Source organism: Caulobacter sp. GW821-FHT12F03 (assembly GCF_058806855.1).
Map to the genome: position 1 here is coordinate 734,956 of NZ_JBXAQC010000001.1, position 12,472 is coordinate 747,427.

The window sequence follows — 12,472 nt, forward strand, 5'->3', positions numbered from 1 at the left end:
GATCGGGGGCGGTTCTCGCCCCTTCTTGGCGCAGTCTTACGGCGCGGGGGTTTGCAATCCGTGAAGGCGGGGAGGGGTTAGGGTGTAGGGCGTGGGCGTCGGGAGTAGCAAGGGGATTGGCGCGGCGCCGGCAGCTTGCGCCGGTCGAAGTACGCCCTACTCCCTAGGCCAGCCCCAGCTTCTCCGGCCGGATCAGCGACCGGCGGCCGGGCAGCTCGACCATCAGCCTGTCACGCGCCTCGTCATCCAGCCGCGCCCAGCCGGCGATCTCCATCAGGGTGCGATGGCAGCCGAGGCAGAGGTTGCTCTCGGGATCGACGATGCAGACCTTCACACACGGCGTGGCGATGGCCCTGGGCGGCGCGTCGGGCTGGCTCATGCGGCGGTGGACTCCGGGAGGGCGTAGGCGACCGTGGCCCTGGCCGCGAGCCTGTCGCGGCCTTCGGTCCACAGGGAGACGTCGCAGGTGGCGATGCGCCGGCCGAGCCGCAACAGGTCGGCCTCGGCATAGAGCACCCCCGGCTTGCACGGCCGCAGGAAGTGGATGGTCAGGGACGTCGTCACCGCCATGGCCACCTCGCCGATGTGCGCCAGCACCAGGGCGTAGGCCGCCGTGTCCGCCAGGCTCATCAGGGTGGGGCCCGACACCACGCCGCCCGGGCGCAGGTTCCGGCTGGCCGTGGACAGGGTCAGCATGACCCGGCCCGGGGCCACGGACGTCACCCGCGCCATCTGCTCGGGATCGGCCTCGGGGAAGGCGCGCTGGAGAAAGGCGTTCAACGCCGCGGCGTCCAGACGCAGCTGCGCCTTGCCGGTAACGGGTTCCTGGATCATCGCCCAAGCATCGCCGTCGCGGTCTCCGGATTCAAGCGGCGATATCCGACATGAAGTTGTCATGTTTTGGCCACATAGATTACAGATCTGCAATTCATGAATGTTATGTAATGGTCTGAATGTGTCGTGTATTTAATTTGCGAATACACAGGAGTCGCAGCATCATTCGCCTGTATCCAATCAGGGAGACGGAGCGACCCATGCGTATTCTCACCATCGTCGCCGTGGCGATCGCCACCGCCGCCGGTTCGGCCAGCGCCTTCGCCGCCGACGCGCGTCTGAGCGACAGCCAGTACATCCAGTTGTCGCGCTGCCGGGGCCTGGCCTCGGGCGACCTGGCCGCGAAGCTCGACACCGCGCTGAAGGTCCAGAAGCGCGGCCGCGCCGACTTCGTCGTCGACAAGGCCTATGACGCCCGCACCGACGCCGCGCGCCTGGCGCGCGCCGACGCCGCCGCGGCCCAGGCGGCCCTGTCGTCCGACTGTTCCCGGTTCGGGGTCTGACGCCGCAAGCCCCAGGGCGTCAGCACCCGTGAGGGCGTCCCGCCTCCCCCGGCGGGACGCCCGCTTCCCTCCAAAGAGAGCCGCGTCCCCCCGCGGTACATCCCGACGTCCAGTCGAGCACCCTGGATTGCCTTGACGCCCCGTCCTCGCGGACGGGGCGTTCTTTTCGTCGACTGCTTTACGTTGACGCCAGCGTCATCTTTCCAAACAAGTGTTCGAGCCCTATAACCACGGGCGACGCGCAACGGCCCCTTGAGAGGCCGATTCCGGAGCCGCCTATGAACCTCGAATTCTCCCCCGAAGACCTCGCCTTCCGTGACGAGGTCCGCACCTTCATCGAGCAGAACTATCCCGAGAGTCTGCGCGGCAAGCAGGACGAAGGGGACGAGCTGTCCAAGGAGGACTTCCTCGCCTGGCACAAGGTGCTGGCCAAGAAGGGCTGGGTCGCGCCGTCGTGGCCGAAGGAGTGGGGCGGCACCGACTGGACCTCGACCCAGAAGTACATCTTCTCCGAGGAAACCGCCCGGGCCGACGCCATCGCCATCCTGCCGTTCGGCGTCGCGATGGTCGCCCCGGTGATCTACACCTTCGGCACCCAGGCCCAGAAGGAACGCTTCCTGCCGAAGATCTACAACGGCGAGGAATGGTGGTGCCAGGGCTACAGCGAGCCCGGCGCGGGCTCCGACCTGGCCTCGCTGAAGACCAAGGCCGAGCGCATCACCGGCGACGACGGCAAGGAATACTACCTGGTCAACGGCCAGAAGACCTGGACCACCCTGGCCCAGCACGCCGACTGGGGCTTCTTCCTGGTCCGCACCGACCCGACGGCCAAGATCCAGTCGGGCATCAGCTTCCTGCTGATCGATATGAAGTCCCCCGGCATCGAGGTGCGCCGCATCACGACACTGGAAGGCGGTCACGAGGTCAACGAAGTCTGGCTCGAAAACGTCAAGGTTCCGGTCGAGAACCGCGTCTACGAAGAGAACAAGGGCTGGACCTGCGCCAAGTTCCTGCTGGCCCATGAACGCTCCGGCATCGCCGGCGTGGCGCGCTCCAAGCGCGGCGTCGAGAAGATCCGCGAGATGGCCTCGGCCGAACTGGGCGACGACGGCAAGCCGCTGATCCAGGACGCCGACTTCAAGCGCAAGGTGGCCGAACTGGAGATCGACCTGACGGCGCTGGAGTTCACCGAACTGCGCACCCTGGCCAGCGAAAGCGCCGGCAAGGGCCCCGGACCGGAATCCTCGCTGCTCAAGATCAAGGGCACCGAAATCCAGCAGCGCCTGACCGAGCTCGCCCTGGAGGCCTCCGGCCACTACGGCGCGCCGAACCTGCGGGACCTGGGCGGCAACAGCAAGATCGGCCCCGACTACGCCGTCGGTCGCGCCGGCGCCTATTTCAACACCCGGAAGACCTCGATCTACGGTGGATCCAACGAGATCCAGCGCAACATCATCGCCAAGATGGTGCTGGGCCTCTAGGCCTCGCCCCCAATCAGAACACGTCAGGGACGCCCCATGGATTTCAATTTCACCGAAGAACAGTCCATGCTGCGCGACACGGTCGCCAGCTTCCTCCAGGACAAGTACGACTTCGACAAGCGCCGCAAGATGGTCGCCTCGGAAGCCGGCCGTGACCCCGCGATCTGGGAGGCCTTCGCCAACGAGCTGGGCATCCTCGGCGCGCCGTTCTCGGAAGAGCTGGGCGGCCTCGGCGGCGGCGCCATCGAGAACATGATCGTCATGGAAGAGTTCGGCAAAGCCCTGGTGGTCGAGCCCTACCTCGGCACCGTGGTGATCGGCGGCGGCTTCCTGAAGCACTCGGCCTACGCCGGCGCCTCGGACCTGATCGGCGGCATCATCGAGGGCAAGGTGATCATCGCCTTCGCCTACGCCGAGCCGCAGGGCCGCTACACCTGGTCGGACCTGAAGACCACGGCCAAGAAGGACGGCTCCGGCTACGTGCTGAACGGCCACAAGGCGGTCGTCATCGGCGCGCCCTGGGCCACCCATCTGATCGTCACCGCCCGCACCGCCGGCGGCCAGCGCGACGAAGCCGGCGTCTCGGTGTTCATCGTCGACAAGAACGCCAAGGGCGTGGTCACCCGTGACTATCCCACGGTCGACGGCCAGCGCGCCTCGGAAGTGTTCTTCGAGAACGTCTCGGTCGGCGCCGACGCCCTGATCGGCGTCGAGGGCGCGGGCCTGCCGCTGGTCAACAAGGTGCTCGACGAGGCCACCGCCGCCAGCTGCGCCGAAGCCGTCGGCGCCATGCGCCAGCTGCACACGGGCACCCTCGAGTATGCCCGCCAGCGCAAGCAGTTCGGCGTGCCGATCGCCAGCTTCCAGGTGCTGCAGCACCGCATGGTCGACATGTTCATGAACGTCGAGCAGTCGGTGTCGATGACCTACATGGCCACCATCAAGCTCAGCGACGACGCCGAGCGGGCCAAGGCCGTCAGCGCCGCCAAGGTGCAGATCGGCAAGGCCTGCAAGTTCGTCGGCCAGAACGCCATCCAGATCCACGGCGGCATGGGCATGACCGATGAACTGGCCATCGGCCACTACTTCAAGCGCGCGACGATGATCGAGGGCCTGTACGGCTCGGTCGACCATCACCTGCGCCGCTACGAGACCCTGAGCTTCGGCAAGGCGGCCTAGGCCGCTTCAGCCCCGGCTGACCAACGGAAGGGCGGGTGTCGCGAGACGCCCGCCCTTTTCGCTGTTTTGGCGCCGGCGTCAGAAAACGGGTCGGCCATTCACCAATCCGCAATCGCTGTTCGATCAGATGACCACGCGCCAAACTCCGGGGGCGCGGCGGTTTCGTGTCCAGATGGTCAATCAGCCTGCCGAAATGGCGCCGAATTCCACCGCGCCACGCGAGCCGCGCACAACGACGCTGACGGGCACGATGACCCTGATCGCCAGCGGCGGATCGCTGCCGGTGATCCTCGACGCCATCGCCCGCTGCATCGAGGCCGAGCAACCAGGAATCCTGTGCAGCATCCTTCTGCTGGATGAGTCAGGCCGCCGCCTGGTCTCCGGCGCCGGGCCGAGCCTGCCGGCCTTCTACAGCGAAGCGATCGACGGCATCGAGATCGGCCCCGACGTCGGCTCCTGCGGCACGGCCGCGTGGCACAACCGCAGCACCATCGTCTCGGACATCCAGACCGACCCGCTGTGGCGCGACTTCAAGGGCCTGGCGGCGGAAGCCGGGCTGGCGGCCTGCTGGTCGGAGCCGATCCGCGGCCGCGATGGCCGGGTGCTCGGCACCTTCGCCATGTACCAGCGCGAGATCAGCGTGCCCGACGACGACGACTTCCGGTCGATCGAGGCGGCGGCGCATCTGGCGGCCATCGCCATCGAGCGCAAGCAGTCGGAGGCCCAGCTCGCCGCCAGCGAGGCCCGCCACCGGCTGTTCGCCGACAACGCCACCGACCTGATCATGCTCAGCGATGCGGACGGCCAGATCACCTACATTTCGCCGTCCGTCGCGCGGGTCACCGGCTATCTCCCCGAGGTCATCGTCGGGCGCCTGATCCGCGATGTCGTCCATCCCGAAGACTGGCCGGCCATGAAGGCCGTCGGCGACCTTCTGTACGCCGGAGAGATCGTCGGCGACGCGCCGCGCGTCGAATACCGCGCCCGTCACAAGGACGGCCGCTGGCTGTGGTTCGAGACCCGCACCAGCCTGCTGCGCGATCCGCGGACGGGCGAGCCGACCGGGACTCTGGACGTCGCCCGCGACGTCACCGACCGCAAGGCGCTCGAGGCCGAGCTGCGGGAACGCACGCGAGAGGCGGAGGCGGCCACCGAGGCCAAGTCGAACTTCCTCGCCAACATGAGCCACGAGATCCGCACGCCGCTGACGGCGATCCTCGGCTTCTCGGGCCTGATGGGCCGGATGGAGGGCCTGCCCGAGGAAGCACGCCGGCATCTGCAGCGGATCACGACGGCGGGCGACGCCCTGCTGGCGGTGGTCAACGACGTGCTGGACTTCTCCCGGCTCGAGGCCGGGCAGCTGGAGCTGGATCCGCAGCCGTTCGACCCGGCCATGGTCGTCCGCGAGACCGCCGACCTGGTGGCCGACCAGGCCGCCGCCAAGAACCTGCGCCTGGACGTGGAGGTCGAGGCCGGCCTGCCGCCGACCGTCACGGCCGACAGCGGCCGCCTGCGCCAGATTCTGCTCAACCTGCTCGGCAACGCCCTGAAGTTCACCCGGAGCGGCGGCGTGCACGTCAGTGTCGGCCATGCCGGCGGGCGGCTGCGGATCGCGGTGGCCGATACCGGGCCGGGCGTTCCGGCTGACCGGCTCGACCGGCTGTTCCAGCGCTTCTCCCAGGTCGACGGGTCGATCAGTCGCCAACACGGCGGGTCGGGCCTTGGCCTGGCCATCTGCCTGGGGCTGGCGGAGCTGATGGGCGGCGACGTCGGCGTCGAGAGCATCGAGGGCGAGGGCTCGACCTTCTGGTTCACCATCGCCGCGCCGCCCGCCGAGGCGCCGCTTCAGGCGCCGCTGGAGGAGGCCGACGTGGCCATGATGCCGGCGGCGCGGCTGCTGCTGGTCGATGACGTGGCGATCAACCGCCAGCTGGTGCGCACGATCCTGGGGTCCTTCGGCCACGAGATCACCGAGGCCGGCAGCGGCCTCGAGGCCATTGAGGCGGCGCACCACACGGCCTTCGACCTGATCCTGATGGACGTGCAGATGCCGGGTATGGACGGCCTCGCCGCGACCCGCGCGATCCGCGCCACGGCCGAGATCAACCAGCACACCCCGATCGTCGCCTTCAGCGCCAACGTGCTAGCCGACCAGCTGGCCGCCTGCCGCGCGGCCGGCATGAACGACCACATCGCCAAGCCGATCGACCTGGCCGACCTGGTCGCCAAGGTCGCCCTGTGGACGCGGAACGCCGGGTCGCTGACCGACCGCGACGCCGCCCGGGATCTGGCTCAGGCGCTGTAGACGGCGTCCGCGATCGTCGTGATCGCCGCCTCGACCCGCGTCCAGCCGGCGTCGTCGAGCGGCAGGCCCGCGAACGGGCGCCCCTGACCCCGCCGCAGGGCGAGATGCTGGATGGCGGCGATCAGGACGGCGTTGATAGCCGGGGCGTCGACCCCTTCGGGCCGTGACAGCCCCGCCATCCGTTGCGCCATCCAGGCCTGCATGGCGGCCGAGCGGGCGGCCTCAAGCTGTTGCAGCAGCGGCGAGTCCTCGGCCAGCTCCCAGGTGATCAGGCCGCGCAGGGCGGCGTCCCCGGCCAGGGCTTCGCCATAGGCGCGGGCCAGCTGGGCGATGGCCGCGCCGTAGCTGTCGCCGGAAGCGGGCGGGGCGGCGTCGCCGAGCGTCCAGCGGACCTCGGCGCCGAGCCGCTCGACCAGGCCCTCGACCCCGCCGAAGTAGCGATAGACCAGCTTGCGGTCGACGCCGGCCGCCTCGGCCACGCTGAGCACATTGAGCGCCGCGAAGCCCCTGTCCGCCAGCAGCCGCGCGGCGGCCTCGACAATGGCCCGCTCGGTCGCGGCGCGGTCGCGCGGGGCGGGGGATCCTTCCGGGCGGCTCATGCGCGACTCACGGGGTTTGACAATGTCCCACGCATGAGACATATCGCGGTGTCACACAACTGGGACATAGCGCCATGAGCACGATCAACGCCACTTCCGCCCGCCGCCTCGCCGGCGCCGCCATGGCCGTCTTCCCGCTGGCGGCGACGGTTCCCTACGTCCTGCTGATCGACCGGTTCGGCTACGACGACATCCTGCGCGAACCGCCGCTGGTGGTGCTCAGGGCCTTCCAGGCGGGCGGGCCGGACCTGGTGCTGATCTGGCTGGCCTTCGCCCTCTGCGCGGCCGGCTTCCTGTGGGTGGCCGGCTGGACGGCCGAGGCGGTGAGGGCCCAGGGCGGCCGCTGGCCGTTGTGGGCGACGCTGGCGGGCGCCGGCTCAGCGCTGGTCCAGGCCATCGGCCTGTTGCGCTGGTCGTTCGCCGTGCCCGGCCTGGCGGCGACGGCGCTGGATCCAGCCGGCGATCCCGCCGCCCGGGCCGCGGCGGTGGTGGTGTTCCAGACGCTGAACCAGTTCGCCGGCGTGGCCTTGGGCGAGCATCTGGGCCAGACGCTGCTGGCGGCCTGGACCTTCGCCCTGGCCGTGGCGCTGCTGCGCGGCCGGCTGGCCCCGGCGCTGTTCGGCTGGACCGGCCTGGCGCTGGCTCCGCTGTGGATCCTCGGACAGGGCGAGCTGCTGGCGACCGTCATTCCGGGCTTCCCGGTGCTGGAGGCGACGCCGATCGCCTTCATCGGCTGGCAGGTCTGGCTGCTGGCCCTGGGAATCTGGTGGCTGATCGGGCCAAAAGTCGTAAAGCAGTGAAGAAAATATTCCGGCACATCCCGTTGTAAAACCACCATAACAGAGGATCGTCAGTCCACGGAATTGCTCCGAACCCGGATTAATCCTCTTGCGTCACGCGAGTCGAAGGGCGCAGCCTGATCGTCGACGCGCTGACGACCACGAGGGCATCCCGCAAAGACCCACCCTGAAGGCCGCTCCGCGTCTCTTTTGGCTCACGGCTCAAGGAGACGCCGACATGACGATTTCGAAGATGGACCGCGCCATGCTGTCCTTTGGCCTGATTGGCGGCCTGCTGGTGCCGCGCACGCGGCCGCCGGGCCCGCCGAAGCCGGCGAAGACGCCGCGCTCGCGCTGAGACGGCGCGCGGCGGGCAAGTTCCCCTTGCGCTGACGGCGAGTTCAGTGTGCGCTGCCCGCATAGCGGGGGCCACAATGCAGACGAATCCGGAAGCCGAGGAAGCCCATCGGCGTGTGATGTACGCGGCCCATTCGCTGTACGCGACGCCCGCCTATCGGGGGCACTGGAGCGGGGCCGTGCTGTTCGCCATGACGATGGTGGCCGGCGCGATGCTCTACACCTTCCTGCCGACGGCGCTGGCCGTGGTCGGCGGCGTGACGGCGGCCGGCCGGTCGGCCACGACCTTCCTGCTGCTCTACGCGGCGATGGCGGTCGGGCCGGTCGCGGGCTGGGTCCTGTGGGGGCTGCGACGCCGCTGGAGCGCCCTGGTCGTCGCGGCGCTGGTCGTCGTCTGCGCGGTCTGGCTGAACCAGGCCGCCGGGGGCTGACTCAGCCTGCCAGCGCTTCGCGCTTTTCCTCGAGGTGCAGCCATTCGTCCTCGGCCGCGGCCAGGTCGGCGCGGGCCTTCTGGCCGGCCTTCATGATGCGGTCGAAGCCGGCCGGATCGCGGCTGTAGAGGTCCGGATCGGCCAGCTGGGCCTCCAGCTTCGCGATCTCGGCCGGCAGCTTCTGGATCAGGGCGTTCAGTTCCTCGAGCCGGCGCTGGTCCTTGTAGGACAGCTTGGCCGCCGGCTTGCGGGCCTCGGCCCGGGCCGACGGACCCTTGGGCGCCGCCGACAGCGCCTTGCTGTCGAAGAAGCCGGGGTTCTGTTCGAGGAAATCGGTCCAGCCGCCGGGCGTCTCGACGACCTCGCCGCGGCCGTTGAGGGCGATGGTCGAGGTGGCCAGGCGGTCGATGAAGTCGCGGTCGTGGCTGACCAGGATCAGGGTGCCGTCGAAGTCGGCCAGCAGGTCCTCGAGCAGGTCCAGCGTCTCCATGTCCAGGTCGTTGGTCGGCTCGTCGAGCACCAGCAGGTTGGCCGGCCTGGCCAGCGCCTTGGCCAGCAGCAGGCGGTTGCGCTCGCCGCCCGACAGGCTGGAGACCGGCTGGCGCAGCTGCTTGTCCTGGAACAGGAATTCCTTGGCGTAGCCGGCGACGTGACGGGGAACGCCGCGGACCAGGATCTGGTCGCCGCCGCCGTCGGTCAGCACGTCCCAGAGGGCCTGGCCCTCCTTCAGCTCGCCGCGCGCCTGGTCGATGTAGGCGATCTGCAGCCCGGTCCCGAGCTTGATCTCGCCGGCGTCGGCCGGCAGGTCGCCGAGCAGCAGCTTGACGAGGGTGGTCTTGCCCGCGCCGTTGGGGCCGACGATGGCCACGCGGTCGCCGCGCTGGATGCGGGTCGAGAAGTCCTTGACGATGATCCGGTCGCCGAACGCCTTGCTCAGGCCCTTGGCCTCGGCCACCCGCTTGCCGGAGGTGTCGCCGGCGGCGAGGCCCATGGTCATCTGGCCGCGGGATTCCCGCAGGATGGTGGCCTTCTGCTGGCGCATGTCCATCAGGCGGCGGCGGCGGCCCTCGTTGCGGGCGCGCCGGCCGGTGACGCCGCGCTCGAGCCAGTGTTGCTCGCGCTCCAGCGCCTTGTTGAGGCGGCGGAACTCGTCGGCCTCGGTCTGAAGGATCTGCTCGGACCATTCGTCGAAGGCCGCGAAGCCCTTGTCGAGGCGGCGGACCTTGCGGCTTTCCAGCCAGAAGCAGCGGCGGGTGACGCGGCCGAGGAAGGCGCGGTCGTGGCTGATGATCAGGGCCGCGCAACGCATGGAGGACAGCCGGTCTTCCAGCGTCTGGATGGCGAAGATGTCCATGTGATTGGTCGGCTCGTCGAGCAGCAGCACGTCGGGCTGCTCGGCGAAGCCCCGGGCGAGGGCCGCGCGGCGGATCTCGCCGCCCGACAGGCCCTGCGTCCCCTTGGCCGGGTCGAGGCCGAAGGCCATCAGCTCGGCCTCGGCTTCATGCTGCGCCGCGCCGCCGGCGGTGGCGTAGTCCAGCAGGGTCTCGCCGGTGATCACCGGCTCCTGCGGCACGAACACCATGCGCGCGCCGGGGCTGGCGAAGCGGTCGCCGGCGTCCGGCTGGATCTGGCCGGCCAGCATCCGCAGCAGGGTCGACTTGCCCGCCCCGTTGCGCCCGACCAGCGAGGCGCGGACGCCCGGCTCGAGCGCCAGATCCACGCCGTCGAACAGCATGGTCGCGCCATCGGCGAGACGCACGTCTTTGAGAGCGAGGATCGGGGCGGCCATGGGGCTGTTTCGGACGGCTGTTTCGGCGGAGCGCGTCTATCCCCCCAACGGCGGCCGGGGGCAAGGTCTTTGGGACCGTGGGCAGGGCCGGCCCGCGCCGGCGACCTTGACCCATGAAGGGTTCGGGCCGATGGTTCAACCGGGGCGAGCGGCCGGGACTGACTCCCGGTTCGGGACGCGCGGGAGCGTTCAGGCATGGGTTCGGCGCTGAGACGAACGGGCGTTGTGGCGGCGGCGCTGGCGGCGAGCCTGCCGCTGGGCGGCTGTGTCACCTACGCGGACGCCGCGGGCGGACGGCCTGTCGTGGGCCTGGTGGTGATCGTCGTCGACCACGGAACCCCGGCCGGGGCGCCGGCGAGGGCGACCGCGCTGACGACCACCGGGCTCGGCCTCGCCATCCGCAGCGGCGGCGGCAATCCCGGCGTGGCCCTCGGCTACAGCAAGGACACCCGGGTCACCGTTCCCGAAGGCGGCTGCATCGATCTCAACCGGCCCGGCGTCTGCGCCGCCGCCGGCCAGACCCCTCATCAAGGAGATGCCCCGTGAAGCATTCCGCCGGCCTCGCCCTGCTCGCGGCCTCCGTCGTCGTCACCGGCTGCGCCAGCAAGGACACCGTGGTCTTCGTGACCAGCTCGTCGATCGGAATCAACGTCGACAGCAAGCCGCCCACGGCCAGCGTCGGCTACGACCGGACCGAGGGCTATTCGGGGCCGCGCTCGGCCAACGGCGGCATGCCCGAGGTGGTGGCGTCGCTGAAGACCGGCAACGGCCTGTTCAACCCGCGTGTGCGGCAGCTCTACGCCACCGGCGCGGCGGCGCTGAAGACCGTCGACCCCGACGCCGCCGACGGCCCGGCGACGCTGTCGGGCGACGCGGCCGAGCGCAAGCAGGCCTTCTTCGGCACGACGACCAACCTGGGGTTCAAGATCGGCTTCGGCGCCGAGGGACCCGAGACCTTCTCCTTCGGCTTCAAGCGCAAGGAGTTCTCCTACATCCCGCTGGCGCCGGGCGTGGCCGGGGACGGCGGGGAGGGCGACGCCACCGCCGTCTATCCCTCGGTGCTGGCCTCGATCGACACAACCAGCACCGCCGGCGGCAACGGCGGCAATTCGGGCCTGACCAGCGAGCAGTACTTCGCCACCGGCCAGGCGGCCGAGGCGCTGGCGACCGACCCGCGCATCGCCGCGGTGTTCAAGGCCACGGCCCGGGGCGCGCTGGCCTCGGCCCTGACCGAGCAGCAGATCGCCGACGCCACCGCGGCCGGGCAGGTCGACGCCACGACCGCCTCGCAGGCGCTGGGCCGCATCCTCGACCGCGCCGCGCCGGGCGGAACCGTGGACCCGGTCGTGCTGGACGGGCTGATCGCCCGGGCCCAGCCGGCGATCACGCCCCAGATGGCCGGGGTGCTGCGCGCCGCCCACACCCGCGCCGATCTCGAGGCGCGCCTGCAGTACAACCTGGATGTCGTGAAGCGGCTCGACGCCGCCCTTGCGACGCCGTGAGGTCCGGAGCCCAGCCATGACCACCGCCACCGTGTCCTACGTCTGCGCCAACGCCGCCAAGGCCGCCCAGGCACGCGGCGTCCTGCTGGCCCAGGGCTTCGCCGACGGCCAGATCAGCGTCGAGTCGACCAAGCTGTTCAGCTACGACGCGGCGACCTACGCCGACGGCGGCAGCGAGATCCACACCGACGTCTGGCTGGTGACTGGGCGAAAGCCCTAGCCCTCGTAGGGCTCGTCGCTCTTGTCGAGATTGAGGTCCCAGGCGGCGTAGTCGAGGGCGTCCTCGGGGTCGTTGAGCAGGTCTTCGTTGAGGGTCTGGTTGCGGATCGAGACGCCCGCCTTGTGTACGCTTTCCGGGTCGCCGGTGATCAGCGGATGCCAGCGGGGCAGGGGCTTGCCTTCGTCCAGCCGGCGGTAGGCGCAGCTGGCCGGCATCCAGGCCAGCTGCTCGATATTGGCCGGCGTCAGCTTGATGCAGTCCGGCACGTGCTGCTTGCGGTTCTCGTAGTCGGTGCAGGTGCAGCGCTCGGAATCGAACAGCCGGCAGTGCACCCGTGTCGGGACCACCTCGCCGCTGTCTTCATCTTCGAAGCGAACAAGGCAGCAAAGTCCGCAGCCGTCGCATAGGCTCTCCCACTCGGCGGGACTCATCTCGGCGAGAGACTTGATCTCCCAGAAGGGTTTGCGCGGCATAATGCTTGCGTCCTAAACCC

14 protein-coding genes are annotated in these 12,472 nt (G+C 69.8%); 9 read left to right on the plus strand and 5 right to left on the minus strand.

Going from position 1 to position 12,472, the window contains the following annotated elements:
• Nucleotides 1-163: 163 nt before the first annotated feature.
• Entirely contained in the window at nt 164-379 is a 216-nt protein-coding gene (locus AC1RN0_RS03575; RefSeq protein ID WP_492786054.1) for a DUF1289 domain-containing protein, read from the minus strand.
• Complete coding sequence (locus AC1RN0_RS03580; RefSeq protein WP_492786055.1) at nt 376-834, minus strand: PaaI family thioesterase; 459 nt, start codon at nt 832-834, stop codon at nt 376-378. The genes AC1RN0_RS03575 and AC1RN0_RS03580 overlap by 4 nt, the downstream gene beginning before the upstream one ends.
• A gap of 200 nt (nt 835-1,034) precedes the next feature.
• Between AC1RN0_RS03580 and AC1RN0_RS03585 the strand changes: the two genes are divergently transcribed.
• The 4 genes from AC1RN0_RS03585 (at nt 1,035) to AC1RN0_RS03600 (ending at nt 6,302) form a co-directional block, all read left to right on the plus strand.
• Complete coding sequence (locus AC1RN0_RS03585; protein ID WP_492786056.1) at nt 1,035-1,337, plus strand: hypothetical protein; 303 nt, start codon at nt 1,035-1,037, stop codon at nt 1,335-1,337.
• A 278-nt stretch (nt 1,338-1,615) separates the two neighbouring features.
• Complete coding sequence (locus AC1RN0_RS03590) at nt 1,616-2,818, plus strand: acyl-CoA dehydrogenase family protein (protein WP_492786057.1); 1,203 nt, start codon at nt 1,616-1,618, stop codon at nt 2,816-2,818.
• Between the two features lie 36 nt (nt 2,819-2,854).
• Nucleotides 2,855-3,997 (plus strand): acyl-CoA dehydrogenase family protein, encoded by a 1,143-nt coding sequence (locus tag AC1RN0_RS03595; RefSeq protein ID WP_492786058.1) that lies wholly within the window; start codon nt 2,855-2,857, stop codon nt 3,995-3,997.
• Nucleotides 3,998-4,190: 193 nt separating this feature from the next.
• Entirely contained in the window at nt 4,191-6,302 is a 2,112-nt protein-coding gene (locus AC1RN0_RS03600) for an ATP-binding protein (protein ID WP_492786059.1), read from the plus strand.
• Here the strand turns inward: AC1RN0_RS03600 and AC1RN0_RS03605 are convergent.
• Nucleotides 6,290-6,901: a TetR/AcrR family transcriptional regulator gene (locus tag AC1RN0_RS03605; protein ID WP_492786060.1), complete on the minus strand. Its 612-nt coding sequence runs from the start codon at nt 6,899-6,901 to the stop codon at nt 6,290-6,292. The two genes, AC1RN0_RS03600 and AC1RN0_RS03605, sit on opposite strands and share 13 nt — an antisense overlap.
• Nucleotides 6,902-6,975: 74 nt before the next feature.
• Between AC1RN0_RS03605 and AC1RN0_RS03610 the strand changes: the two genes are divergently transcribed.
• Together AC1RN0_RS03610 and AC1RN0_RS03615 are read left to right on the plus strand one after the other, a co-directional pair.
• Nucleotides 6,976-7,701, plus strand: a complete 726-nt coding sequence (locus tag AC1RN0_RS03610) for a DUF4386 domain-containing protein (protein ID WP_492786061.1) — start codon at nt 6,976-6,978, stop codon at nt 7,699-7,701.
• A 413-nt stretch (nt 7,702-8,114) separates the two neighbouring features.
• Entirely contained in the window at nt 8,115-8,468 is a 354-nt protein-coding gene (locus AC1RN0_RS03615; RefSeq protein ID WP_492786062.1) for a hypothetical protein, read from the plus strand.
• Between the two features lies 1 nt (nt 8,469).
• Here AC1RN0_RS03615 and AC1RN0_RS03620 read toward each other — a convergent pair whose 3' ends face one another.
• Complete coding sequence (locus AC1RN0_RS03620; protein ID WP_492786063.1) at nt 8,470-10,257, minus strand: ABC-F family ATP-binding cassette domain-containing protein; 1,788 nt, start codon at nt 10,255-10,257, stop codon at nt 8,470-8,472.
• A 195-nt stretch (nt 10,258-10,452) separates the two neighbouring features.
• Between AC1RN0_RS03620 and AC1RN0_RS03625 the strand changes: the two genes are divergently transcribed.
• Genes AC1RN0_RS03625 through AC1RN0_RS03635 form a run of 3 tightly spaced genes read left to right on the plus strand, consistent with a single transcriptional unit; the run spans nt 10,453 to nt 11,979 of the window.
• Nucleotides 10,453-10,803, plus strand: a complete 351-nt coding sequence (locus tag AC1RN0_RS03625; RefSeq protein WP_492786064.1) for a hypothetical protein — start codon at nt 10,453-10,455, stop codon at nt 10,801-10,803.
• Nucleotides 10,800-11,759, plus strand: coding sequence for a hypothetical protein (locus AC1RN0_RS03630; protein ID WP_492786065.1), 960 nt, complete (start codon nt 10,800-10,802; stop codon nt 11,757-11,759). The genes AC1RN0_RS03625 and AC1RN0_RS03630 overlap by 4 nt, the downstream gene beginning before the upstream one ends.
• Nucleotides 11,760-11,775: 16 nt before the next feature.
• Nucleotides 11,776-11,979: a hypothetical protein gene (locus AC1RN0_RS03635; protein WP_492786066.1), complete on the plus strand. Its 204-nt coding sequence runs from the start codon at nt 11,776-11,778 to the stop codon at nt 11,977-11,979.
• On the opposite strand, the gene AC1RN0_RS03640 is transcribed toward AC1RN0_RS03635, so the two are convergent.
• The gene (locus tag AC1RN0_RS03640; RefSeq protein ID WP_492786414.1) at nt 11,976-12,455 is read right to left on the minus strand and encodes a YcgN family cysteine cluster protein; all 480 of its coding nucleotides are present in this window, start codon (nt 12,453-12,455) and stop codon (nt 11,976-11,978) included. The genes AC1RN0_RS03635 and AC1RN0_RS03640 overlap by 4 nt on opposite strands.
• Nucleotides 12,456-12,472: the final 17 nt, after the last annotated feature.

Bases quoted from the DNA above. Each gene is read 5' to 3' on its own strand.
- AC1RN0_RS03575 (WP_492786054.1), bottom strand. From the start codon at position 379: ATGAGCCAGCCCGACGCGCCGCCCAGGGCCATCGCCACGCCGTGTGTG.
- AC1RN0_RS03580 (WP_492786055.1), bottom strand. From the start codon at position 834: ATGATCCAGGAACCCGTTACCGGCAAGGCGCAGCTGCGTCTGGACGCC.
- AC1RN0_RS03585 (WP_492786056.1), top strand. From the start codon at position 1,035: ATGCGTATTCTCACCATCGTCGCCGTGGCGATCGCCACCGCCGCCGGT.
- AC1RN0_RS03590 (WP_492786057.1), top strand. From the start codon at position 1,616: ATGAACCTCGAATTCTCCCCCGAAGACCTCGCCTTCCGTGACGAGGTC.
- AC1RN0_RS03595 (WP_492786058.1), top strand. From the start codon at position 2,855: ATGGATTTCAATTTCACCGAAGAACAGTCCATGCTGCGCGACACGGTC.
- AC1RN0_RS03600 (WP_492786059.1), top strand. From the start codon at position 4,191: ATGGCGCCGAATTCCACCGCGCCACGCGAGCCGCGCACAACGACGCTG.
- AC1RN0_RS03605 (WP_492786060.1), bottom strand. From the start codon at position 6,901: ATGAGCCGCCCGGAAGGATCCCCCGCCCCGCGCGACCGCGCCGCGACC.
- AC1RN0_RS03610 (WP_492786061.1), top strand. From the start codon at position 6,976: ATGAGCACGATCAACGCCACTTCCGCCCGCCGCCTCGCCGGCGCCGCC.
- AC1RN0_RS03615 (WP_492786062.1), top strand. From the start codon at position 8,115: ATGCAGACGAATCCGGAAGCCGAGGAAGCCCATCGGCGTGTGATGTAC.
- AC1RN0_RS03620 (WP_492786063.1), bottom strand. From the start codon at position 10,257: ATGGCCGCCCCGATCCTCGCTCTCAAAGACGTGCGTCTCGCCGATGGC.
- AC1RN0_RS03625 (WP_492786064.1), top strand. From the start codon at position 10,453: ATGGGTTCGGCGCTGAGACGAACGGGCGTTGTGGCGGCGGCGCTGGCG.
- AC1RN0_RS03635 (WP_492786066.1), top strand. From the start codon at position 11,776: ATGACCACCGCCACCGTGTCCTACGTCTGCGCCAACGCCGCCAAGGCC.